This is a genomic window from Candidatus Zixiibacteriota bacterium (assembly GCA_034439475.1).
Taxonomy (GTDB): domain Bacteria; phylum Zixibacteria; class MSB-5A5; order GN15; family FEB-12; genus JAWXAN01.
The window spans coordinates 62848-87566 of the sequence record JAWXAN010000031.1; the positions used below are offsets into that span (position 1 = coordinate 62848).

Below are 24719 nucleotides of genomic sequence, written 5' to 3' on the forward strand. Positions count from 1 at the left end.
GTAAACAATAACAACGGAGTAAACCACGTGAGACGGTTCGCAACAGCCCTATCCCTTAGTATAATTATTGGCGCAACGGCGGTGTTATCGACCGCCTTTGCCGCTGAAAAACTTTCCGTATCCAAAGCCGGGACAATCGGCACGCCATCCGGACGCATCGCGTTTATTCGCGAAAAAAACGTCTGGGTTATGGATGCCACCGGAGCCAATCAGATGTCTGTTTCTGAGGTCGGCAATGCCGACGGGCGCCTGAGTTGGTCACCTGACGGTAAGAGAATCGCCTTCACCCGTTCCGGTACTGTCAATCTTCGCGGCCCTGATATGCTCGGCGGTCAGCACAAAGTGTATGACATCTTCCATGCAATTCTCGACTCGGCTAAAATTGGCAACAAATTTTTCTGGTATCGAATCACCGATGATCTTGGAAGCCGCGACGCCGAATGGCAGCCCGATGGCCGCATGATCTTCTACAAAGACATGAACGCAAATACGGTCAATTCCGAAATACCAAATTACCAAGTTGCAACGATGGACGCCGAGGGTGGTTCAATTGAAGTCCTTCGCAAAGATTGGCAGAATATGGGCGAATATTTTATTTCCCCTACCATGAATAACCGCGGCGATATCGCGTTTGTCCATTTTTATTCCGAAGGAACATCGGGCATGGCTCCGCGAGGAATTGCCGTGCTGCCGAAAGATAAATTCATGGCTCGTCTTGATTCTGTTCGCACAGCCTCAAGCAAATTGACAGGGAATGTCGGTCCGGCCTGGTCGCCTGATGGAAAGTGGCTTGCTTTTGTAAATAATAGCATGACCGACGGCGGACTGTATATCGCATCCCCCGACCTCAAAGAGAAGTATCTTGTTTTTGCCCCTCCAGTGGGCACTACGTTGTACACAAGTCCGCCATCGTTTTCGTCCAACTCAAAATGGCTCACCTTTGCCACATCGGATGGCTCAATCTGGATTTGCGACATCACTGGCAATGGTTCAAAGAGAATCACTGGACCTGGTATCGACTCGAACCCATCCTGGTCAAAAGGAACGGCGGCGACACCAGCGACCACGTCGTCAAAATAGCTATCCTGATTTCCCAAATTTATATCTGAGTAAAAGTGCGTTGTCCGAAATGGCAACGCACTTTATTTCTTGGCGAAGCCTTGTGATCGTACTGAGCAATTTTAGTCTTTCTGTTCCTGTTTCTTTGCTCTACGGACAGAAATCACGCCTTTTACTTTTCTGACTTTATCAAGAATTCGATTCAAGTGCGACAGGTTGCTGACCTCAACCACAAAATATCCTTCGGCAGTAGTATCGCGCGAAACCATTTCCGCCCCGCGGACATTTGTATTTGAATCGGCGATGGCTTCAGTGATATCTCGGAGCATATGCTTGCGGTCTTCGACTATCATTTCAAGCTGGACAACAAATGAGGTATCGCGGGCGGCATCCCATGAGACCACAATCTTTCTCTCAGGAGACAGATTGGAGATTTCAATAGCCGACCGACATCCGGCTTGGTGAACGGTAACTCCCCTCCCACGGGTGATAAAACCGACAATGTCTTCGCCCGGAACCGGCTGGCAACATCCGGCGAAACGGAACATCATATTTTCAAGCCCCTGCACCCGGACGCCTTTTGATTTTCTGATCTTCTCAAGAACCTTCGTAACAAAGCCGGGGGCTTCAGGCGTCTCTTCTTCGGTATAAATTTGCGAGATAAGGCGTTGTTGAGACAGAGAACCATTGCCTATCGAGGCAAGCAGGTCATCTATTGATTTTTTGTCGAGGTTCTCTGCGGCTTCCTGAAGCTTTTCATCATTTGGCCATTGGACACGAAGCTCTTTGAGCTTGCGTTCAATTATCTGTTTACCCAACGCCAAAGATTGCTCGAATCCGGCCTGATTCAGCCAACGGCGGATTCTGGTTCTGGCCTGCGATGTTTTAACAAGTTTCAACCAATCATGCGAGGGAGTTCTGTTCGGATTGGTGATAATTTCAACTTGATCGCCTGATTTGAGAGTGGTGGAAAGCGGCTGCAGGCGGCCATTAATCTTTGCCCCTGCGCAATGCAATCCGACGGCGGTATGGACCTGGAAGGCAAAATCCAGCGGCTTTGCGCCCGTGGGAAGATGTATGAGTTTTCCATTGGGCGTATAAACAAATATGTCTTCAGAATACAAATCCATTTTAAGATACTCAAGAAATTCAGATGGATTCGTCATATCTTTCTGCCATTCAAGCACATCACGGAGCCAGACCATCTGACGGTCATCCTTGCTCATCTGCTGGCGTCCCTCTTTATAAAGCCAGTGGGCTGCGATGCCGTTTTCTGATTCGTGGTGCATCTGATGGGTTCTGATTTGTATCTCGACCATTTTGTTGTGAGGGCCAACCACGGTCGTGTGAAGCGAGCGATAGCCGTTTGATTTTGGGTTGGCGATATAATCATGAAATCGCCCTGAGACCGGCTTCCACATGGCGTGAATAATCCCGACTGTGTGGTAACATTCCCGCTCGGTGTTCACAATAACGCGTATAGCAAAAAGATCAAATATCTCCTCAAAAGGGACTTTGCGAACTTTTATTTTCCGATGAATTGACTCCAAATGTTTCGCCCGGCCTGAGACCGTGGCGAGTATGCTATCCTGGGCCAGAGCTTCCCTGATTGGGGCGACAACCTCTTGTATATAGGCCTCGCGCTCCTCGCGCTTATCTTTGATGCGTTGGGCGAGGTCGACATAGACACCTGGCTCAAGGAATTTTAGACAAAGGTCTTCAAGCTCAATCTTTGCCTTGTTCACACCGAGCCGGTGCGCAAGCGGGCAATAGACTTCGCGAGTTTCCTTTGCAATGCGAATTCGTTTTTCCGGCGGCAGATGCTCAAGTGTTCGCATATTGTGAACTCTATCAGCAAGTTTTATCAGGATAACCCTGATGTCCTTGGCCATGCTCAGCAGCATTTTTCGAAAATAATCGACTTGCTGTTCTTCGTATGAATTGAAGTTAACTGTGCCGATTTTGGTAACGCCATCGACCAGCTCAGCCACTTCGTCCCCGAACTCACGCCGGACATCCTCCATTGTATATTTGGTGTCTTCGACAACATCATGGACCAGCCCGGCCGCAATGGTTGTAGAATCCATATGGAGCTCTGCGAGAAAAAACGCCACCTCAAGACAGTGCTCGATGAACGGCTCGCCTGATGAGCGCTTTTGACAGTCATGAGCTTTATCGGAAAACTCATAGGCGCGTCGCAGAAGTCCGATATCGACATTGGCATTGAACGATTCAATTTTAATTATGAACTCTGCGAGATTCATCGAACTATACTCTTATATTGCGACTCAATTCGGTTCAAGACGTGTAGTGTTGAGACTGATTCCATATTGATCCCGGGCCTGTTGCCTGATCCAGTTTCTCCCGGCTGAATAACAACATGTCCCTCCCCAACGGGTCCCCAACGAAGCGGGGACATCACCGATTTATTTGGATACAGTCCAACTACCTTTGTACCCACAGCTGCCGCAAGGTGCAGCGGTCCGGTCGAATTTGAAACAACAATCTCTGCCAGAGAGAGCACCGCAGCAAGGGTACGAACATCAGTCTCCCCCGCAATCTGCTTGATGGCAACAGGCATATGGGCCGACGCGGACACAAGCTTCTCCCTCTCTTGGCTTGAGCCGGTCATTACCACCGAATGTCCGTTGATTTTGAGCAAATTGTACAGTTGAATATAGTTCTCAAGCGGCCAGCGCTCCGCTGAGCCACCCGATCCCGGGTGAATGATTATGAATGGAGGAGTGACTCCTACCGAAAGTAAAAGGCGGCGGGCATTTGCTATCTCGCGCTCGGTGGGATAGACAGCCGCAGATGCGAAGACAGCGCCGTCTTTGAAATAACGAAGAAAATCCAAGTTGTACTCGTACTCATGTTTGCGATTTCCTTTTCTGCTGTGAAGTAGTCGGTGCGTGTAGGAAAGAGAATACATGCGACCCGCCGTGCCAATGCGTATCGGTATTCCCGCTTCGGTAAAAAGCTTTGTCATCTGTCTCTCAGGGTAGAGTACGATTACCGCGCGGTATCCACCTTGAATGATTTTCGACAGCAGCTCACGCCGATAGTGACTGTTCGATTTAAGTTGGTCGTTTTGGACACGAAGTATTTTATGTATGCGCGGGTTGTTTTCAAGAATGGGCGAAGCATACAAAGAGGCGATTACATCGACTTGGTTTCCCGGATAGCGCAAGGACAGTGTTTCAATAAACGGCAAGGCCAGCACCAGATCGCCAAGTCGGTCGGTGCGGCTCACCAGTAGTTTGTCATCCTTGTTCACTTCTATCATCGTACTCATTCAACCGTCCCAACTGCAGACTGGTTCACCTGCCTTCGCAGGTCGCGCACTTTCGCATACTTGGCAAGAACATAACACGACGAGAATACCGAGATAATAAAGCCTTCAGTGCCATCAAGAAATCCCCGCCTAATCAGATAGTGCTTGACAAAACAAGCGATAGGCCGCATCACGATATCATACACCGTCCCTCGGCCGCCTTGACGAAAGGCCTCCTGCGCGCCAAGCGTTGTGTAGCGGTTAAACTTTATGAAATACGACTCAAGTGTGGGATAGCTGTAATGTAATAGGTCTGATTTGAGCCGTCCGACTTTGCCGCTGACTTCGACTTTTTCATGCACCGCGGAATCAGTAAATGTGCCATATTGTTTTTCGAAAAGTCTGAGAACCGGATCTGGATACCAACCGCAATGGTATATCCATCGGCCAAGAAACGATGTTCTCCGCGGGATCATATATCCTCGGTGCTCTGGGCTTTGCAAGGTTTGTTGAATTTCCTTCATCAGTTCGACGGTGACTTCTTCATCCGCATCAAGGGAGAGTATCCAATTTCCCTTTGCCTCTCTCACCCCTTCCCCTTTGGCATGCCCAAACCCTGACCATTCAATTGAAACTATTTTCGCGTTGAATCGCCGTGCTATTGAGAGTGTGTTGTCCTCGGATTTGCTATCGACAACAACTATTTCATCGGCCCACGAAACTGAGCGCAGTGCACGCTCAAGATTCTTCTCTTCATTCTTGGTTATTATGACTACGGACAGCATGGCCGTTCACCGCGAAATTGAGTATTGGCCTGAAACACGCTGGTACGTTTCATAAACCGTATCGACCGAAAGATCAAAAATATTTTCCCTGTTATTGGAGAAGACTGCGCCTTCTTTCATGCCATACGGGTGCCACATCATTTCGTTTTTGATATCTTTCGGGTAGAAACCTACGACTGGAATTTTGAACGAACGCGCAACATGGATAAGTGATGTATCAGGTGATATGAGCAAATCAAGCGAAGCCACTATCGCGCTGGCATCCCCAAAACTGAGGTTTTCCGGCACAAGCGAAATATAATTTCCAGATCCGCTCATCAACTGATTTGCGCGATCTCTATCGGATGAAACGGCTATAAGCACAATCTGAGCTTCCGGATTGTCAGCATGAAGCCGGTGCATCAGTTCTTTTGACTTGTCATCTGACCATATCCGGCTTGCCGCTCCGGCTGAGAGATTATAGCCGATTTTTCTTCCTTTACTGCGGCTGGTTGGGATGCTGTCGATAAAACTTTTGGCAGTAGCGAGCGACTTTTCGCCAATAAACAGCCTCGCGTAGCCATCCTGTTCGCTCTTTTTTCTGCCAAATGCGCCGAGCATTCCAAGACCAATGTCAATAATATGTTCCATCCTGGCGTTCATAGGGAAGTAATTGCTAAAATCGTAGTACTTTGCGAATTCATTTTTCTGCTGTCCGATTCGAGGACTGCCGCCTGCGATAAAGTGCGAGAGGCAGACAGTGGTGACAGAATCACCGCAGATCATATCGATAATGCACTCGAATTTCTCTTTTCGCATGGCCCGAATTTGACGGATATCTTTCAGAAGATTTTTTCGATAGAGAAAGACTTTGTCGAAGCGCGGATCATGCCGCACAAGTGTAAGACTACGAGGCGAACTGAGTATCGATAATTTCCAATGCGGAAATGCGCGTTTAAGGGCGTCAATTAGCGGCAGGGTAACCATAGTATCCCCGAGTTTTTCGGGACGGAGAACCAGCACTTTTGTTATCTCATTGCCGTCGATGACTTTGAAACTGTTTCTATTTCTTCTCAGGAATGGCGCCACAAATGCAAATGCCACCTGTTTGAAGCCAAGCTCTATCGGTTTGAGTTTCAACAACAGTTTCTTCATGACACGGTCTCGCGAAATTGGAGGCTGTAAAGCTTGCGGTACAATCCTTCTCGTCCCATCAACTCGCCATGTGAGCCGAATTCAACAATTTTCCCTCGTTCGAGCACAAGGATTCTGTCCGCGTTTTTGATCGTTGAAAGCCGGTGCGCGACAATGAGAGCGGTTCTATTTTTCATCAAACGATCGATTGCTTCCTGAACCAGAATCTCTGATTCGGTATCGAGCGAGGATGTCGCTTCGTCAAAAATAAGAATCTGCGGATTTTTTAATAACGCCCGGGCAATTGCAATCCGCTGTCGCTGTCCTCCGGATAGCCGCATTCCGCGGTTACCGACCCGTGTGTCATAGCCTTCGGAGAATTCGGAAATAAACCTATGAGCGTTGGCGGCGCTGGTAGCTTCAATGAGTTTTTCTTCAGATATATCATTGCGGCCGTATGCGATATTTTTACGGATGGTGTCATTAAACAAAAGCGTCTCCTGTGTTACAATTCCCATCAGACCTCTTAGGGACTCAAGATTGAGATCGCGGATATCATGCCCGTCAAGTGTTATCCTGCCACGGGTGGGGTCATAGAAACGCGGCAAAAGATCAACCAGTGTGGATTTCCCCGCTCCCGATGGGCCGACCACCGCCACAACCTCGCCAGCATGGATATCCAGAGATATTTCTTCCAGTACCGGCTCGGCGTTTGTGTAGCGGAAGGAGACGGCTTCAAATCGGATGGTGTCCACAAAATGTGAAAGAATTTTTGCATCAGGCTTACTTGTGATTATTTCTTCCGAGTCAATTACACTATAGATTCGCTCGGCGGCGGCTCTTCCCTCCTGAAGCTTGACATGAATCTGCGAAAGAGATTTGACCGGCTTTATGAGCGAGAAGAGCGCGAGAATAAAGGTCATGAAATCGCCGGCGGTCAGGGTGCCGGTTCCTAATATTATTCGGGATCCGGCGTACAGAAGGATGGTTGCTCCCGCAAATGTCGCAAGTATATCGCTCACCGGCGATGCCAAGTTTCGGATGCGGGACATTCTAACAAGCGCTTTGAAGTAACTGCTGGTTGCGTCTGTGAATTTGGATATCTCAAACTTCTCCATTGAGAATGCTTTCACAATTCGGATATTGCTCACCGTTTCCTCAAGGACCGAGCTGACATCGGCCATCCGTTCCTGCGAACGCTCGGAATACTTTCTCATTTTTTTACCAATAAACCAAATGAACCAGAACGCCAGCGGAAGGACTATCAGAGAAAGCAGGGTCAATTGCCAGCTGATGAGAACAAGAAACGAAACAAACAAGAGCGCCAGAATCGAATCAGTTATCAGGCGATTGAAGGCAATCTCGATAGCATCATTGAGCACAACAACATCATTAGTCACACGTGACATCAACTGTCCCGTCCGCTGTTCATGAAAATAACTGAGCGAAAGCCGCTGATATTTTTCAAAAAGTCTGTCCCTGAAATGTTTCATGAGGGATTGCTGAACAAAAACCATGAAGAAGCCTTGAAGGTAGCTAAACAGGTTTGTCGAAACTACTACAAGTACGATAGCCATGCAAAAATTAATCAGAGTATCGTTGCGGTCATCCCGGATGATAAGTTCATCCACAGCCCCTTTCATTGTTTGTTTCACGCCTGATATCCAGCCGGTGAGGTTTTCCGTGACAGAGGCCGGGCCTGATACGTCGGAAACTGGATTTTCAATAATCTCTTTCGGAGTTTCCAGGGACATCATGGGGCTCTCGACTTGGAAGAGGGTCATCATCAGCGGCCCGAACAGCCAGACGAGAATACCAGACGTGATGGCGTGAAATGCCGCCATCACGCTTGCGAAAACAAGCTGTTTCCAGTACTCTTTGAGGGTCGTGCCTATCCGTTTATACATGATTTATTAACCTAATGCAATATATGGCGGTTCTGCAACATGTCATAGAAGAAGATGGCTGTCACAGAGGCCGCGTTTTGACGCTAAGGGATGATTCGGCCTGCGTCGCCAGGGATATTCACCACGAATCGATTTGCTGAAATGTTGGCCTGCGGCCTATGTTCACGTCGTGTCGCGGTGAATTCGTGCTTGTTGCCATCAGTGAAAAACAGTTTGACAGGCCGCCACTCTTCCTCACGTTTCGAATAAGTAACATCGAGCCGCCAATTACAGTCCTGCGCGCTGTCAGAAGCTATGGAGTATTCACGCTCTTCCTCTTTTTCGGAATTCAGGCGTACACTGAAGCTTTCACCGAGCGATGTTGTGTCAGGCAGGTCATTCAAGAGATTCAGGACATTCAAACCTCCGCCTTCTGAAAGACAGGCCATAGAATGTAGAAGCGTTCCGATTTCTTCCGCGACATACTCATCCGAGTGCGGGAAAAAGACAGTCAACGAATCGGCTGTGAGACGACCTTTAAGAGCGTTCTTGCCGAGATATGCCCGACCATTTAACCCGGCCACAGAATCGGTCACAAATAATTCCAACCGAAACGAAGTCTGCTTTCCCTCTCTTCTCAGTTTGGCGTCAAACAAATAAGCTTCGCACAAAACCTTTACATCACTTTTGGTTTCATCTGTCGTTCCCAAATCTCCCTTCCGTCCTTTTGAACAGCCTCCAAGTGAACTGAGCGATAGTATCACTATGCCTATAAAAAAGATTGACAGTAAACGAATAATAATTTTCATATTTAGATCGTCAATTACCGGCAATCAGGCTGGTAAAAAAGCTGACGAATGGCCCGATTATCAACCAGACACCACCGAAAAAGACCATGCCGAGCAGAATGAATGGGGCCACTTGGTCTATAGTGTCGAATGTTGAATCGTATCGAGGTGGAAGCAAATTCCGAAGAATATGCGAGCCATCAAGCGGAAAAAGCGGAATGAGATTAAAAAAGGCGAGTCCAAGATTAATTGTAACGCCGTAGAAAAGCATCAACTGGACCGCGTGAAAATAATCGGCAGGAACAGTGAGAAATCCGTTCGACAAAAGCCGGAAGAGCATCCCAAAAATTATTGCCTGACCAAAGTTTGACAACGGTCCCGCGGCTGAAACCCAGAGATCGGCAACCCTCGGATTTTTTAGATTATGCAACACCACCGGCACCGGTTTGGCCCAGCCGAATCGGAAACCGGAAACCACAAAACAAATCGTTCCAAAGAGATCCAGGTGAGCAAGCGGGTTGAGGGTGAGCCGCCCCATATCCCGGGCGGTTGTATCGCCAAACTTGAGAGCCGCCCAGGCATGGAAATATTCATGGACAGTCAGGGCGAGCAGGATTATCGGGCCGGCAAGAAGCGCTTGCTGTAAATAGTTTTCGCTGAACATTCGTTTCCTTACTTTAAAGCTTCGGCGAATATATCTGTTATATAGAAAGGGGGGTACTCGTAATTACAGGAGATTTTATAGTGAATTTGTAAAAATGCCGCCTTATGACTGTGCCTTAAGGCTCTTCCCCGAAACAGCTTGCGAGTTGGCATCATGAAACCGCCAGAGCCGATCTGTGGCTTTGGTGATTCCAATTCGCGGCGACGCAACAATAATCGGAGCTGGCTCATGCCGATCTTCAACGTACAGCACATCCCCGGTCAAATCGATTCCGGTGTGCGCAGTGCTCAGACCAAACTCGCGGCAGAGTTTCCCCGGGCCGCTGAGTCTTCGATCAACAGGCGATTTCGAATAACCGACATTCTGTATCGGCTCGAATCCCTCGACTGGCTCTCCGGCACGGATAAGAACTGCGGCTGGGCAATCTTTTGCCTCCGTTACAAAGTTCAAGCAGTAGTAGATGCCATAGATGAGGTAAACATACGTCAGTCCCGGTACGCCGTAGAGTGTCTTGTTGCGCGGAGTTGGACCGGGAGCGGCATGGCAGGCTGGATCGTATTCGCCTATATAGGCCTCTACTTCGACAATCCTCGCTGACATCGTCATTCCGTGAAGTTTAGAAACAAAATATTTACCGATACACTCGGGTGCGCATTCGAGTGTGGGGCGATTATAAACTTTTCGCGTGAGCTTGCTTGGTTTTCGTCGGGATGCCCTCAAAGTCGTCGTTTTCAGACGCGAACCTGACTAACAGACTGGATGCGAAGCTGGTTCGCGTTGTCAAAGTCCCAGCCAACATGCTCTGGCTTATGGGCATCTGAGCCGAGCCTGACTACGTTTACACCCGCCTCTTTCGCGGCCCTGATGATTTCCAGAGAGGGATAATGTGTGTCGAAACCGCGCCTGAGAGCTGCGGTATTGATTTCTATAGCCGTATGTCCTTTTAGGCATGCGGAAAAAACATCAGGAAGAAATGGTCTATGGGCTGTGAATACATCCGGGCCGTAATATATCGACCCATATTTTTTGTAATAGTCAAAGTGAGCAATGGTATCAAACACACCCGACTTTGCCGCTGATATCATATCCGTGAAGTAAGCCTCAAGCATTTGCTCAAGTGAGAACCGTTTGTAACAATTCCCGTATTCATGCCGACAGCAGAAACAGATATTATTGAGTTCATGGATACCACACAGAAGGTAGTCGAGCTCGTAACGCTCTTTTATCTTCCTCGCGCTTTCCTCGCAACCGGGATAGTATCCAAATTCTACACCAAGCTTAACGGTCAATCCTTGTCCAGAATAAGACTTGGCGGCTCTGCGGACGTCATCAACATAGGGAGCAAGATTTTCGGGGGTGGCAGGAATTTCTTCGCCATCAACGCGAATCAGGTTTCCGTCCCCAGTCGTATCTGGGTTTATGTCATAGTGGGTTGTGAAACAGAGTTCTTTTAGTCCCCGGGTAATTGCGGCTTCGCAATATTCATCGATTGTCCCTTCGGCGTCTATTGAATAATTGCAGTGGCAGTGATAGTCAGACAAGGCTTCGGTCGTCAGCTTCTTAAGCTTTTGGGGCTCAGGCATAACTGCTTCGAATCAGAAACGGATTTGAATGACGCTCGGCGCCGATTGTTGTTTTCGAGCCATGGCCCGGATAGCAGATAACACCATCAGGCAGCCTCATAAGTTTTCGATGGATTGAATCGACAAGACGCTCGTAAGAACAGCCGGGGAAATCAGTCCGCCCGATTGAGCCCTGAAAGAGCGCGTCCCCGCTAAAAACAATACCTTCGCTCTCATCGAGATAGCAGATCGATGCCGGACTGTGTCCTGGCGTACTCAGGATGGTGAACATGAGCGCTCCGAACAGAATTAATTCTTCGTCAACGAGCGTAAAGTCGGCTGGCGGCGCGGTCATCGGCTTACCGAGAGCGGTTGACATATTGAGCGTCGCATCACCCAGCAACGCCTCTTCCCCTTTGCCGATGTAGACCGGGATATTATAGGCATCTTTTACCGCTGCCGCGGCTTCAATATGGTCGACATGACCGTGGGTGAGAAGAATCGCTCGCGGTATAAATCCTGTTTTCTTAATTCCTGCCAGAATTCTCTGTTCGTCTGAACCCGGATCGATAATGACCCCTTCGTTGCTCACATCATCCCAGTAGAGGTAACAGTTTACCTCAAAGGGGCCAACTACAATGGTTTTTAGTTTCTTACTCATAATTAAAGATATACCTCCGTATACCATTGTCAACAAAACCTTAGCCATAAAGGTTCAAAGGCTTTTAATTGAATCCGGCTGTGTGTCAGCTTACAAGTCATTCTAAATTGCGGTATTGCAGAGAGTTCAATTTTGTTTGACGATATATTAAAAATGACTATCTTTGGTTCACTGTTTGTGAAAAAGGATACAACGTTAGTATGATTGCTGAACTGAAATACAAAGTCCCTGACCTAAAATCCCGTCTTGAGAAGCTCGCGAGGTATCTTTGACCTTGAGGGAAGAAAAAAGAAAATAGCCGAACTCGAAGAAAAATCAGCTCAATCTGGCTTTTGGAATGACACCCAAACCGCTCAGGCAATTCTCAAAGAAGCATCGGCGCACAAAAAGTGGGTTGACTCCCATGTTAGGCTTGAAAAGGAACTGAACGACCTTATTGAACTCAGTGAGATGGTTGACAAGGATTCTGTCGAAGCCGGCGAGGTGGGGGACTCATTCGAGCGGCTTGTCAAAGATATCGACTCGATGGAATTTTCCACCCAGCTTTCGGGACCCGATGACCACCGCGACGCAATTCTCAACATCCACCCCGGAGCCGGTGGAACTGAATCGCAGGACTGGGCCGATATGCTTTTCCGCATGTACAACCGCTGGGCCGAGCGGCGTGGGTTTTCTGTGGAGTTGCTGGACTACCAGCCCGGCGACGAAGCTGGCCTGAAATCCGCGACACTCGAGATCAAAGGTGAATACGCCTTCGGCTACCTCAAAGCTGAATCGGGTGTGCATAGACTTGTGCGAATTTCACCTTTTGATGCCAATTCACGACGACACACTTCGTTTGTTTCAGTCCATGTCTATCCCCTTATCGAAGACAATGTCCAAGTTGACATTCGAGACGAAGATATTCGCATCGACACCTACCGTGCCTCGGGCGCTGGCGGCCAGCATGTCAATAAAACATCCTCGGCTATTCGTATCACACACATTCCGTCAAACATAGTCGTGACGTGCCAAACCGAGCGAAGTCAGCTCAAAAATAAAGAGTCGGCATTTATTGTATTGAAGTCGCGCCTGTACCAGCTTCATCGCGAGGAAGAAGCCAAAAAAATGGAGAAATTCGACAAGACTAAAAAGAAAATCGAATGGGGTTCACAGATTCGCTCGTATGTCTTCCATCCCTATAATATGGTCAAAGACCATCGCACCGACTGCGAAACATCGAATGTCCAACTCGTAATGGACGGCGATCTAGATGCATTTATTCAGGCTTATCTATCCGACCCTGACCTCAAAGATCAGGTCGTGTAACTCGAATACTATGATGAGCCCCATGCTGCAAATTCGTGAACGTGCTAAAGCCAAAAAGCTAAGGGTAGTCCTTCCCGAGGGAACAGAGCCAAGGATAATTCTGGCGGCCAAAAAACTCCTCTCAGAAGGGATGGCATCGGTAACGCTTCTTGGTGATGAAAATGAGGTCTCCGCGCGCGCCAAAGAGCATGGCCTGAACACAAATAAAGTACAGATTGTCAACCCGATCTCGGCGGTTGAGTATAATTCATATGTCGCTGAACTCGTTGAAATCCGCAAGAGCAAGGGTTTGTCCCAACGAGATGCGCAGGCTCTGATCGCAAGTCCGCTTTATTTTGGAGCGATGCTGGTGCGACACGACCTGGCCGATGCTTCGGTTGCAGGTTCGGTCAACACGACTGGCGATGTTCTCCGCGCCGCACTCCATGTGATAGGTATGAAAACAGGAATCAATACGGTTTCGAGTTCGTTTCTTATGGTGATGCCGAAATTTCATGACGTGCGCAATAAAGCATTTTTATTCGGCGACTGCGCCGTTGTTCCCAATCCAAGCGCAGAGCAGCTTGCGACAATCGCCCTCTCGACATCTGAGACTTTTGAACGTCTCATTGGCGAGAAACCGCGGGTAGCATTGCTCTCGTTTTCCACCAAAGGTTCGGCGTCGCATCCCGATGTGGACAAAGTTCTAATGGCTCTAAAGATACTCAAATCTGACCACCCAGACCTTGAAGTCGACGGGGAATTGCAACTCGATGCCGCAATCATGCCCGAAGTTGCCGCCCGCAAGGCACCTGAGTCTTCGGTTGCAGGTAAGGCTAATGTGCTTATCTTTCCTGACCTCGATTCCGGCAATATCGGCTACAAACTTACCGAGAGATTTGGCGGAGCGACGGCTATCGGTCCGATTCTTCAGGGACTAGCCAAACCCGCAAACGACCTTTCGCGCGGATGCACGGTCGATGACATTGTTGACACCGTTGCGATTGCATTGCTTATGAAAGGTTAAGTAGAATGCCATTAAGTCATCTGGCCGAAGAAATCTGCGATCCTCCAACCCTGAAACTGAGTCAAAAAGCGCGCGACCTCAAAGCTCAGGGCGAAGCCGTGATTCACCTCGGTTCGGGAGAACCTCTTAATAAAACTCCGCAGTCGGCCATTGATCACTGCCGTAAGCTTTTGGAGACCGGTGAAATCAGATACTCGCCCACAGAAGGGGCGCCGACTCTGATTCAAGCTATCATCGGCTACACCGAAAAGAATTACGCGAAGACGGTTGACAAGCAGAATGTCATCGTCTGTAACGGAGCCAAGCACGCTCTCTATACATTGATAATGACTATTATCAATCCCGATGAAGAGGTTATCATCCCGGCGCCTTATTGGGTAAGTTATCCTGAACTTGTCAAGATGGCGTATGGGCAGCCTGTGATTGTCCCATGCACCAACGACCAGTTTTTCCCGAATATGACTGATATTTCCGCGGCTGTGACTTCGAAAACACGGGCCATCATAATCAATAGTCCGAATAATCCTTCGGGCGCTATCTTTCCTGACGCATTGATAAAAGAGCTTGTTGATTTTTGCGCCAAAAATGACCTCTACCTTATCATGGATGATATTTACCACAAGCTGGCTTTCGACAACCAGACCCCGGTCTCATGCTATTCGTTCTCGAACGGTAATCCTGAGACATCGAAGCTTGTTGTGATAAACGGAGTGTCAAAACTTTACGGCATGACCGGATTTCGTATCGGCTGGGCGGTGGCCAATCACCGGGTAATTGCCGGAATGAGCACTATCGCGGCACAGACGGTCTCGTGCGCATCGATTCTAACTCAGACAGCCGCCGTCGGCGCGCTGACCGGTGATCAGGCTCCGGTGGAATCCCTCAGGTTGACATTACAGAATAATCGCGATATTATGCTCCGCGAATTAAAGCAGTTGGCCAATGTAAAGGTCAGGGTTCCAAAAGGGACATTTTATTGTCTTCCAGATTTCAGCGCCTACGAGAAGGACTCCGTGAAACTCTCCGAGTACCTGCTCGAGAAAGCTCTGGTGGTTACGATTCCGGGAAAGGAATTTGGGATTGAAGGACATTTACGCCTCAGCTATTGCGGCTCGGAACAAGATATTATTGAGGGTGTCGCGCGAATTAAATGGGCGCTTGATACCCAGTCACCCGATACGATACAGATAGGCAATCGAACGGTAAGGAGAAAGTAACAGATGACGAAACGCCTCAATTTGGAAACACCGGCGTTGGCTCAGGCGGAATCGCTCAAAAGCGAATATGGTCTCGACAAACTTGGAATGACCAACCTCAAAACTATCTATTGGAATCTGCCAGCCGCAAGCCTCTACGAGGAAATCGTATTTCGTAATGAGGGACAAATCACAGAAGGCGGCGCTATTACGGTAGACACCGGTCAGCATACTGCCCGCGCCGCGCAGGACAAGTTTATTGTCAAGGAATCTTCAAGCGATAAGCATATTTGGTGGGGATCATACAACCGTTCTTTCCCTGACGAAAAATTCACCGCCATTTTTAAGCGGATGAACGACTTTCTTCGGGAACGGGATGTATTTGTCCAAGACTGCTATGGCGGGGCCGATACGGCGTACCGGCTTCCCGTGCGAGTCATCACAGAATATGCATGGCATTCCCTTTTCGCCCAGAATATGCTGATTTCACCAACGACCATTGAAGAGCGCAAGAAGTTTATCCCTCAGTTTACTGTCATAAGCCTTCCATCGTTTCAGGCGACTCCGGAAACCGATGGCACCCGCACGCCGACTTTTATTCTTCTCAATTTCGACCAGAAGCTGTGTCTTATCGGCGGTACGGGATACGGCGGTGAGATTAAGAAATCAGTTTTCACACTTCTTAATTATCTTCTTCCTCTTCAAGATGTCCTTACCATGCACTGCTCGGCGAATGTCGGCAAAGACAAGGATGTCGCGGTCTTTTTTGGACTGAGCGGCACGGGCAAGACCACGCTTTCCGCCGATGCAAGTCGTTCACTTATTGGCGACGACGAGCATGGCTGGAGCGATAGGGGCGTGTTCAATTTCGAAGGCGGCTGTTACGCAAAAGTCATCCGCCTTTCTCCAAGCGCTGAACCGCAAATCTATTCAACTACAAGCCGTTTCGGAACTGTTCTTGAAAATGTTGTGTTTGATCCGATCACACGCAAGCTCGACTTGGACAGCGATGCCCGCACTGAAAACACCAGGGCTGCATATCCGTTGAATTTTATTTCTAACGCCGTCCCTGAGAAAATGGCCGGCCATCCAAAAAATATTATCATGCTTACCTGCGATGCTTCGGGTGTCATGCCACCTATCGCCAAATTATCGCCAGAACAGGCTATGTACCACTTTATATCGGGATATACATCCAAAGTCGGTGGAACCGAAATCGGCATGAGCAAGCAGCCATCGTTGACATTCAGCGCCTGCTTTGGCGCACCATTTATGGTGCACCACCCGTCGTATTACGCCAATATGCTTAAAACCCGAATACTCAAACATAAAGTCAGCTGCTGGCTGGTCAACACCGGCTGGACTGGCGGTCCGTTTGGAGTTGGTAAAAGAATGTCAATTCAGCATACCCGCACTCTGCTGAATGCGGCTCTTACTGGTAAACTTGATGGTATTAACTATTACACCGATCCGGTTTTCGGATTCCAAGTCCCCACCCGATGTGAAGGCGTTCCTGACAATGTGCTCAATCCGGCTGAGACATGGGCTGATCAGAATGCATTCCGCGAAAAATATTTGTGGCTCGCCTCGCAGTTCATCGAGAATTTCAAGAAGTACGAAGAAGGCACGCCTCCGGAAGTCATAAACGCCGGGCCGGTAGTGAGAGAGTTTACTACAATCGGCAAAAGCTGATCTGAACTGACATTGAAATTAAATCAGGGATTATGCATTCAATCCCTGATTTGACAAGAATTAGATTACAATTAAGACATCCTCACAAAACCCCAAACAGCACAGATAACCATGCCTACATACGAATATCGATGTCTCGACTGCGAACATAAGTTTGAGGAAATTCAAACTATGTCGGCGCCAGCCATTGAGATCTGTCCCAAATGCGGCGGGAAAGCTCAGCGTCACATTTCCGGCGGAGCCGGGCTAATCTTTAAGGGCTCAGGCTTCTATATCACCGATTACCGCAGCGACTCCTACAAAAGTGCGGCCTCGAAAGACAGCGGCGGCGCAAGCGAGAAAACGACATCGGACGGCGGCTCTTCCTCATCCACCGATAATAAGAGCGACAGCAGCCCGGCTAAATCTGACAGCAACGCCGCCTCAAAAACTGCCACCACACCGGCGCCTCCCGTCCCATCGAGTTCACCAGCGCCAGCCAAATCGGCGGAAAAGTCGGATAAAAAGAAAGATTAGACTTTTGCCAAAAAGGGTAAGAGCCGTATCTTTCCTCCATGACTCGATCTCCTCAGCTTTTTGAACTGCTCCGCAAAGCCCTCAAAGCTCCAGATTCACTCTTTCTCGACATAGAGAAATACCCCAAGTACCATCGCGACGCGACCGGTTTGAGCCAAAAACCCCAAGCTATCCTGCTGGCTGAGAATAAATGCGACATAATAACGGCGGTGAAATTTTGTGTTGAACACAATATCCCGATTACCCCGCGCGGAGCGGGAACTGGCTTATCTGGAGGTTGTGTCCCAAGCTCGAAAGGGATAGTTATTTCGACTGAGAAGCTCGATTCAATTGACTTGCATCCCGACAAACAACTCGCGCTCTGCGGACCGGGAGTTATCACAAAGGCGCTGCAAATTGCCGCCGCCGAGTTTGGATTGACCTATCCCCCCGATCCAGCCTCGTACGGCGAGTCTACGCTTGGCGGCAATGTCGCCGAGGGTGCGGGCGGACTGCGATGCAAACGCTTTGGTGTCACAAAGGATTATGTGCTCGGAATTGAAGCGGTAACTATGAAGGGCTCTCTGTTGAAAACCGGCTATTACAACGACTGTGCGGGAATGTCACTTGCCGATCTACTCATTGCATCCGAAGGGACACTTGCTATTATCACCGAACTTGCCTTGAGCCTCATCCCAACTCCAAATCGCGGAACGACTATCCTTGTCACATTCGAAAAACCCAAAGACGCCGCCCAGACGGTCTCAGATATCACAGCGCAGGGTATAATCCCGACGGTGCTTGAATTCCTCGATGGCAATGCTGCCGCATGCTCCAACGCCTTTGAAAAGACCGATGGTCTCGACAATAATACTGGCGCAATCCTGCTCATAGAAACAGGCGCAGGCGACAACAATGTTGAAACAAAACTCATACGAGCCATCTGTGAGGCGAACTCCTGCAACTACATTACAATTGAGGAAACCCCGGTAAAAGCCGAAGAGCTTTGGCGAGTGAGGCGAAATCTCTCTCGAGCGATCAAGGCATCGGTCAAATGCTTTATTTCTGAAGATGTGGCTGTTCCGAACACGAAGTTTCCTGAACTTGTTGATTTTGTGGCTCAGATGAACCAAAACGGACCTCTGCGCGTCGTTTCGTTTGGCCATGCGGGTGACGGGAATTTGCACGCTGTCTTTTTGTCTGATGACGACTCCCCTGCTGGCCGAAAAATTATGGACCAGCAAGTCGTTTTGCTGATGAGGAAAACCCTTGAATTGGGCGGCACACTCACCGGAGAGCATGGAATCGGCCTGGCTAAACGGGAATTTCTTCCTTGGGAGTTTGACAAACCCACAATTAAGGCTATGCGAGCGATAAAAGAGGTTTTTGACCCCGAGAACCTGCTTAACCCCGACAAGCTTTTTGACGATACTAAGTGAAAAAGCCCAACTAAACCGAGTTGCTTGACAAGCTTTTGCCTCAAGCATACCTTGCAGGAGATGAACGTGAATACTTTCACATCAACAAAAACCGCAACGGATACGACCCCTCGCGCTGAAATATACAAGGAGACAGGGATGGCCATCACGCTGAAGGAGAAGCTTGCCGGAATGATTCCAAAGCTTCGCCAGGAACGAGAAGAACTTTTACGATCGCACGGCGAGAAGACCATATCGTCAGTCACAATTTCCCAAGCAATAGGCGGCACGAGAGGTGTTCGCGCCCTTGTCTGTGACACATCGGTTGTCGAAGCCGATCAAGGGCTAATAATTCGCGGAATACCTATCATGGAGCTTATTGACCGGCTTCCAGAGGAGATTTTCTGGCTCCTCCTGACCGGTGAACTCCCATCAGGCGATGAACTTAAACTCTTCCAAAAGGAACTGCGCGCCCAAGGCGAAGTACCAGCCTATATCTGGAAACTTCTCCAATGCATGCCCAAGAATTCGCATCCTATGACCATGCTCAGCAGTGCCATTCTGGCCATGTCAAATGAATCTGCTTTTCGAAAGAAATATGACGAAGGAATTCCAAAATCGACCTATTGGGAACCTGCTCTTGAAGACGCCATAAAGATAATGGGCACAGTGCACACAATCGCCGCTGGCATTTACCGCATGCGCTACAAAAAGGGGCCGGTTATTCTGCCTTCGACCAAGACTGATTGGTCATCAGAGTATGTACGCATGCTTGGTTTGGCGCCGAAAAAGGGTGAGACCTCCAAGATGATGCAGCTCTATCTCGTACTGCATTCTGATCATGAAGGCGGAAATGTCTCGGCCTACTCCTGTCATACAGTCGGCTCGGCCCTGTCGGATCCTTTTTATTCCGTTTCAGCTGGTCTCAATGGTCTTGCTGGGCCCCTGCACGGTTTGGCTAACCAGGAATGTCTTGGATGGATACTCGATACAATTGAAAATTTCGGCTGCGCCCCGACCGAAGAGCAGATCCGGGAATATTCCTGGAAAACCCTCAAATCAGGTCAGGTCATTCCGGGCTATGGACATGCTGTGTTGAGAATTACCGATCCCCGATTCACGGCGATCACTGATTTTGGGCGAAAGCATCTGAAGCACGATCCTGTCTTTCAGACCGTAGATAGAGTTTTCAATGTCGTTCCGAACGTTCTACTTGAACAGGGAAAAGCCAAAGACCCGTGGCCGAATGTCGATGCCGGATCGGGCGCGGTGCTCTACCATTACGGCCTGAAAGAGTTTGAGTACTACACAGTTGTATTTTCTGTCTCTCGCGTGATGGGAATGCTTGCCCAGTTGGTCCTCAACCGCGCTCTCGGAACGCCAATAACCCGCCCAAAATCTGTCTCTACGGCATGGTTAAGACAGGAAGCCATGAAAGAGAAAAACTAATCCTCTTTTTAATTGGCTCAGTTACAATCCACGATTCTTGATTCAGAAAGGTCTTACGGGCTGCTCTTCTTCTTTATCTGCGACAGAGAAATTACAAACGTCGCCCCGCCGATTTTGCTTTTCCCAAGTCTGATCTCTCCCCCGAGTTCAGTTACGATGCTGTGCACTGCCGGTAAGCCAAGTCCTGTGCCAGTCTCCTTGGTTGTGAAATAAGGAGTGAAGACTTTTTCTTTCAAGGTCGGCGGAATGCCCTGGCCATTGTCGGAAAATTCTATCAGCACCATCGAATTTGATATTTTTGTTATGATTTGAATTTCGCCATTCTTGTTGCCGGACAAGGCTTCTTTAGCGTTTGAAAAAAGATTTGCGAAAACCCCCTTTATCCGATCGGGATCGCCGGCAACAAGAGCATCCGCATTTAATTGTGAATCCAACGTAATTCCCAAACGGTCAAGCTCAGGACGCCATAGTCTGGCAAGAGCCTCTATCAATTGGTCAATGTCAACGTCCTGAGTGTTCCGCTTTTCTTCCTTAGCAAGCGTCAGAAAGCGCGTAATGATCTCATTGAGCCGCTTGGTTTCATCCCGGATTGTCTGAGTGAAAGAGCGGTATTCCCCTTCCCCCTCTTTTGGCGAAAACTCCAATGCCAAGCGCTGAGCTGCGATGGAAATTGTATTGAGCGGGTTGCGAATTTCATGAGCAACCCCGGCCGCCAGATTTCCCATCTCTGACAGCCTTTCTTTTCTCGCGGCTGTTCGTTCGAATTCCCGCAGACGAGTGATATCATGGATCGTAATGACAATTGCCGAAGCTGATGAATCGAGCAGAATCTTTGATTTTACTGCAATAAGGTGTTTCTCGGCGCCGTCCACAACTCGTGTCAATTCGGTCTCTTCACTGTTACTTTGGGCATCCCTAAAGGCATTGACGTCTATCGCTGAAATTGCATTGACTTCATTCCATTTGGTCAAGTTCTGCGCTCTGAGGCCCAAAAGATTCCTAAAGGAGTCATTTACCATGACGATGTTGTCCGATGAATCTACTACAGCTATTCCGGTCTCCATCTGTTCAAAGATTCGCTCGGTTGTCACCTTCATTACCGAATACTGGCGGCTTATTTCCTGTTGCTTTCTCCGGCTGTCCAGATAGAGCATGGCGGTCAATGTCAGCACAAAGAGAATAAGCGACAAAGTGATCATCTGCTGGTCAAATCCCCTCACGACTGAGTAATAGCCCTCGAGGGACAGCTTGACTCGAAGGAGCCCGAATGGATACCTTCCGGTCGAAAACGGTCTGACCAATTCGAGAGTTTTCTCTCCTTCGATTTCCACAAGCCGACTTGAGATTGTATCACTGTCAAGCGCTTCAGATAGAAACAGATCGGAATTGATCGAGAGAATATCGCCTGGCCTTCGCGAGGCAAAAATAATTCCCTCTGTCGTATGATACAAAATCGAAACGATGCCTTGTTCACGAGCCATATTCTGGACGAGATATCCTATCCCGGTCGTACGAATGGCATCGCTGTAGGTGGAAGCATCCCCAATCAAAACGACCACCTGATTCATTTGTCCATTCAGTTCAAGGTAATAATGCACCGCATCAGAAGATGTTTCCCCTTCAGCAAGCAGAAGGACACGATTGGAATCAGGACTGCCGAGAATTTTTGCGGCAGCTTCGCCTACGAAAGCCGAGACGACAGGCATGCCGGGACGCACGTAGACGTATTCATCCACATCAGCAGCTGAATCGAAAATAAGTATTCCGCGCAGGTCATGAACTCTGGCAAACATCCGCAGTTGGTCGCCGTCAGCGCCGTCGCTGTACTGTTCCTGAAGAAGAGAGACAAGAGAACTGTACTGCCCCTTGACGAGACGGTCGTAGTATGTCTGGGCTGATATGGCGTTCCGGCAGGCTTGGGCGAGCGACTCGGTAAAGGTTTTACCTTGAATAACTAATAACTGATAGCTGTCAGAGCGGGACTGCCGTATGGATATCCAAGTGAACGCAAATACTGCAAGGGCGAGAAAAAACGCGATAGCAAAGGAGGAGTATCGATCGACCGTCTTTTTCTGCCATGAAGGTGAATCGGCCATTGCTGAAGTATAAAGTTCTTAGCCCGAAGACGCAAGAAGAAGTCAAACGGGAATTCGTTTCCGTTCTGGTAATGGACACGGGACATGCTGAAGCTGATTCGTCCGACTGACTGGTAAATCAAAATAGAAAACGGCGCCGCCTGAGAAGCGATAGGCGATTTTCCCCCCGTGAGCATCGACTATCCGCCAGCAGGTTGTCAAGCCGATGCCGTGCCCTTTTCGCTTGGTAGTAAACCGATTGGAGAAGAGCATCTCGATTCGGTCTTCAGGGACGCCCGGCCCGTTATCGCAGACTTCGACCCGCACCCAGTCCCGGTTATCTTGTGAGAAGTGCGAAGTCACGACGCGGATTTCCCTCTTCCCCGTCTCCTCGTCCAGTGCGTCACAGGCATTGTAGAGCAGATTGACAAGAAGCTGTTGGATTTGACCTTGGTCAACCTCATTGAGCGGCAGATCCGAAGAAAGCTTTGTTCCTATATGGACATGATTAAATCGCTTTTGCGGTTTTAGAAAAGCGATGATATTCTCCACAATTTGATTCAGGCTTGTCAACTCAGGATGGGTTCCTTCATGCGGTCTATCCATTAAACCATTGGCAAAACGTGCTATTTTGTCTGTTGTAGTTTTCATAACCTCAAGTTTTGCGGTGATTTTCTCCGGGTCCCCTTTTTTTAGCAGAAGAGGCATCAACTCAATATTGCCTGACAGTATCGCCAGGAAATTATTGATTTCATGCGCGATGTCTCCGGCCATTTCCCCCCGGGTATAGTAGCGGTCGAGACGTATCATCATGTCCTGGAAACCTTTGCTCTCCGAAATATCCCGCAAGATATACAGATACGCTGTTATGTTCTCGGCGCTTATCGTAAGCGGCGTCATAATGACAAAGGCCGGAAACGAATCTCCATTTGAACGCTTGGCCACGACTTCAAATTCACGATAGCCTTGGCTTTCATGCTCGGAGGTGACCTCCTTGTCTATGCTCTGGTCAAATAGCTCAATCATTGCTTTGTCAATAAGCTCCTCTTGTTTGTATCCAAAAGCCTCGGAGGATGCCCGGTTTGCAAGCATGACAATACCATCAGGGGTAGTAACGATAATACTGAGCGGAGAACTATCAATAAGAGTCGCGAGGAAAAGCTGTGACTCGAGGAGGGTGTAGTTTAAAGTATTACAGTACACGGTATATGCCTTTTGGCGTTTGTGTCCTTCCCACAGCGAAGCGCTCATCTTGTTAAAGACTACCGCAAGTTTCTTGAGTTCGTTGTCATGGTCTGATTCCATCAGGTGAAAAACTTCGCCCTCAGCGGTTTTTTCGAGACCATGCATAAGCGTTTCGAGTGGCTTTTTGAAGCGCCTGTTCACAAGATATATAGTTAGCAAAGATAAAAGCGTGGAGACAAGAAAAAGGAGCATGAGGGCGTATTTCAGCTTTGTCCGCGACGACACCACAAGGTTGTCATCGGTCAACAGGAGCAGAAAAAGCGGCTCGGTAGAGGAAGACCGAAGACGGTAGCAGTGGACAGATCGCGCGGGATCAGCTTTAACGGACAATATGAACCCAGGTGCACTCGTATCGGGCATTTTGTTATGATTGCCGCCGACAAGACTCGCGAGTGAGATTTCATTGTCACTCGAATTGTCGTTCTCTTTTTCATGTCTATGGATGAGCGACAACTTCCCAGTCGGGTGCAGCGCTACAATCTCGAGTTTATCAACTGTCGGTTCGGCGTTAATGAGTTCGCCGAGGACGCGGTCAACAGCCTCAGCAGAATTCTGCAAGGCAAGGTTTGACGAATCGACTCGCCCAAAGAGTTGATCGGCCGCATATTTTGAATCACCGAGAGCTGTTGGCTCCGTGCCGTCAATTTTGGGATAAAAGAAAAGCAGTGTCAGGACCGCAAAAATAAAAAAAAACTGAAGGAGTATCAGATTACTGAGGCGCGTAATAAGCCCTGGCCGTAGATTTTTAAGAGATATCATTGATCTGCCTTTCTAATATTGAGATATCGGCAGATTCGTGAATAAGTAGACGGACTGCAGGCAGGAAATAAAAAAGGGAGTGGTGGAGGGGGGATGCCCGACTCTAACGTCAGGTGGCTGGAATTCCAGCGCTCACCACTCCCATTTTATTCAAATCGACAATAATCGGGAGTCTTGTATAATTTCCACTATTCTTTTGAGCAATAGCTATGCCTACCTCCTTGAGGAAATAGCCCTTAAAGTACACGTTCAAATATAAACCCTAACTCGCCATAATGCAAGCA

General features: G+C 48.6%; 20 protein-coding genes. 8 read left to right on the plus strand and 12 right to left on the minus strand.

The window, feature by feature from the left end; translation table 11 throughout:
* The first annotated feature begins 27 nt into the window (after positions 1–27).
* Complete coding sequence (locus SGI97_04035) at positions 28–1080, plus strand: hypothetical protein (protein MDZ4723060.1); 1053 nt, start codon at positions 28–30, stop codon at positions 1078–1080.
* Positions 1081–1181: 101 nt separating this feature from the next.
* Here the strand turns inward: SGI97_04035 and SGI97_04040 are convergent, their stop codons facing one another.
* The 10 genes from SGI97_04040 to SGI97_04085 all read right to left on the minus strand — a co-directional run bounded on the left by SGI97_04040 (position 1182) and on the right by SGI97_04085 (position 11792).
* Entirely contained in the window at positions 1182–3323 is a 2142-nt protein-coding gene (locus SGI97_04040) for a bifunctional (p)ppGpp synthetase/guanosine-3',5'-bis(diphosphate) 3'-pyrophosphohydrolase (GenBank protein MDZ4723061.1), read from the minus strand.
* Positions 3320–4354, minus strand: coding sequence for a glycosyltransferase family 9 protein (locus tag SGI97_04045; GenBank protein MDZ4723062.1), 1035 nt, complete (start codon positions 4352–4354; stop codon positions 3320–3322). The genes SGI97_04040 and SGI97_04045 overlap by 4 nt, the downstream gene beginning before the upstream one ends.
* Entirely contained in the window at positions 4351–5118 is a 768-nt protein-coding gene (locus SGI97_04050; protein MDZ4723063.1) for a glycosyltransferase family 2 protein, read from the minus strand. The genes SGI97_04045 and SGI97_04050 overlap by 4 nt, the downstream gene beginning before the upstream one ends.
* Before the next feature lie 6 nt (positions 5119–5124).
* Positions 5125–6252 carry a glycosyltransferase family 9 protein gene (locus SGI97_04055; GenBank protein MDZ4723064.1) on the minus strand — a complete coding sequence of 376 codons (1128 nt, stop codon included), beginning with the start codon at positions 6250–6252 and terminating at the stop codon, positions 5125–5127.
* Positions 6249–8138, minus strand: a complete 1890-nt coding sequence (locus SGI97_04060; protein ID MDZ4723065.1) for an ABC transporter ATP-binding protein — start codon at positions 8136–8138, stop codon at positions 6249–6251. Before SGI97_04060 ends, SGI97_04055 begins: the two co-directional genes overlap by 4 nt.
* Before the next feature lie 83 nt (positions 8139–8221).
* Positions 8222–8926 (minus strand): hypothetical protein, encoded by a 705-nt coding sequence (locus SGI97_04065; GenBank protein MDZ4723066.1) that lies wholly within the window; start codon positions 8924–8926, stop codon positions 8222–8224.
* Between the two features lie 10 nt (positions 8927–8936).
* The gene (locus SGI97_04070; GenBank protein MDZ4723067.1) at positions 8937–9569 is read right to left on the minus strand and encodes a site-2 protease family protein; all 633 of its coding nucleotides are present in this window, start codon (positions 9567–9569) and stop codon (positions 8937–8939) included.
* Positions 9570–9671: 102 nt separating this feature from the next.
* Positions 9672–10289 (minus strand): DNA-3-methyladenine glycosylase, encoded by a 618-nt coding sequence (locus tag SGI97_04075; protein ID MDZ4723068.1) that lies wholly within the window; start codon positions 10287–10289, stop codon positions 9672–9674.
* A gap of 11 nt (positions 10290–10300) precedes the next feature.
* A complete protein-coding gene (locus SGI97_04080) occupies positions 10301–11152 on the minus strand; it encodes a histidinol-phosphatase (protein MDZ4723069.1) in 852 nt (283 codons plus the stop codon).
* A complete protein-coding gene (locus SGI97_04085; protein MDZ4723070.1) occupies positions 11145–11792 on the minus strand; it encodes an MBL fold metallo-hydrolase in 648 nt (215 codons plus the stop codon). The genes SGI97_04080 and SGI97_04085 overlap by 8 nt, the downstream gene beginning before the upstream one ends.
* 200 nt (positions 11793–11992) lie before the next feature.
* On the opposite strand from SGI97_04085, the gene prfB reads away from it, so the two are divergent.
* From prfB to SGI97_04120, 7 genes are all read left to right on the plus strand, one after another.
* Positions 11993–13100 (plus strand): peptide chain release factor 2 gene (gene prfB / locus SGI97_04090; protein ID MDZ4723071.1). Its coding sequence is split into 2 segments (ribosomal slippage): positions 11993–12049 and positions 12051–13100, totalling 1107 coding nucleotides; the frame shifts between segments, so codons are not numbered across the junction.
* Between the two features lie 22 nt (positions 13101–13122).
* Positions 13123–14106: a phosphate acetyltransferase gene (pta, locus tag SGI97_04095; GenBank protein ID MDZ4723072.1), complete on the plus strand. Its 984-nt coding sequence runs from the start codon at positions 13123–13125 to the stop codon at positions 14104–14106.
* 5 nt (positions 14107–14111) lie between these two features.
* On the plus strand, positions 14112–15323 hold the full coding sequence (locus SGI97_04100; GenBank protein MDZ4723073.1) for a pyridoxal phosphate-dependent aminotransferase: 1212 nt from the start codon (positions 14112–14114) through the stop codon (positions 15321–15323).
* A gap of 3 nt (positions 15324–15326) precedes the next feature.
* Entirely contained in the window at positions 15327–16994 is a 1668-nt protein-coding gene (gene pckA, locus SGI97_04105) for a phosphoenolpyruvate carboxykinase (ATP) (protein MDZ4723074.1), read from the plus strand.
* A gap of 111 nt (positions 16995–17105) precedes the next feature.
* On the plus strand, positions 17106–17510 hold the full coding sequence (locus tag SGI97_04110) for a zinc ribbon domain-containing protein (GenBank protein MDZ4723075.1): 405 nt from the start codon (positions 17106–17108) through the stop codon (positions 17508–17510).
* A 38-nt stretch (positions 17511–17548) separates the two neighbouring features.
* Positions 17549–18928, plus strand: coding sequence for an FAD-linked oxidase C-terminal domain-containing protein (locus SGI97_04115; protein MDZ4723076.1), 1380 nt, complete (start codon positions 17549–17551; stop codon positions 18926–18928).
* 66 nt (positions 18929–18994) lie between these two features.
* A complete protein-coding gene (locus SGI97_04120; protein MDZ4723077.1) occupies positions 18995–20356 on the plus strand; it encodes a citrate (Si)-synthase in 1362 nt (453 codons plus the stop codon).
* 53 nt (positions 20357–20409) lie between these two features.
* On the opposite strand, the gene SGI97_04125 is transcribed toward SGI97_04120, so the two are convergent.
* On the minus strand, positions 20410–22452 hold the full coding sequence (locus tag SGI97_04125; protein ID MDZ4723078.1) for an ATP-binding protein: 2043 nt from the start codon (positions 22450–22452) through the stop codon (positions 20410–20412).
* 42 nt (positions 22453–22494) lie between these two features.
* Positions 22495–24435 carry an ATP-binding protein gene (locus SGI97_04130; GenBank protein MDZ4723079.1) on the minus strand — a complete coding sequence of 647 codons (1941 nt, stop codon included), beginning with the start codon at positions 24433–24435 and terminating at the stop codon, positions 22495–22497.
* Between the last annotated feature and the right edge of the window lie 284 nt (positions 24436–24719).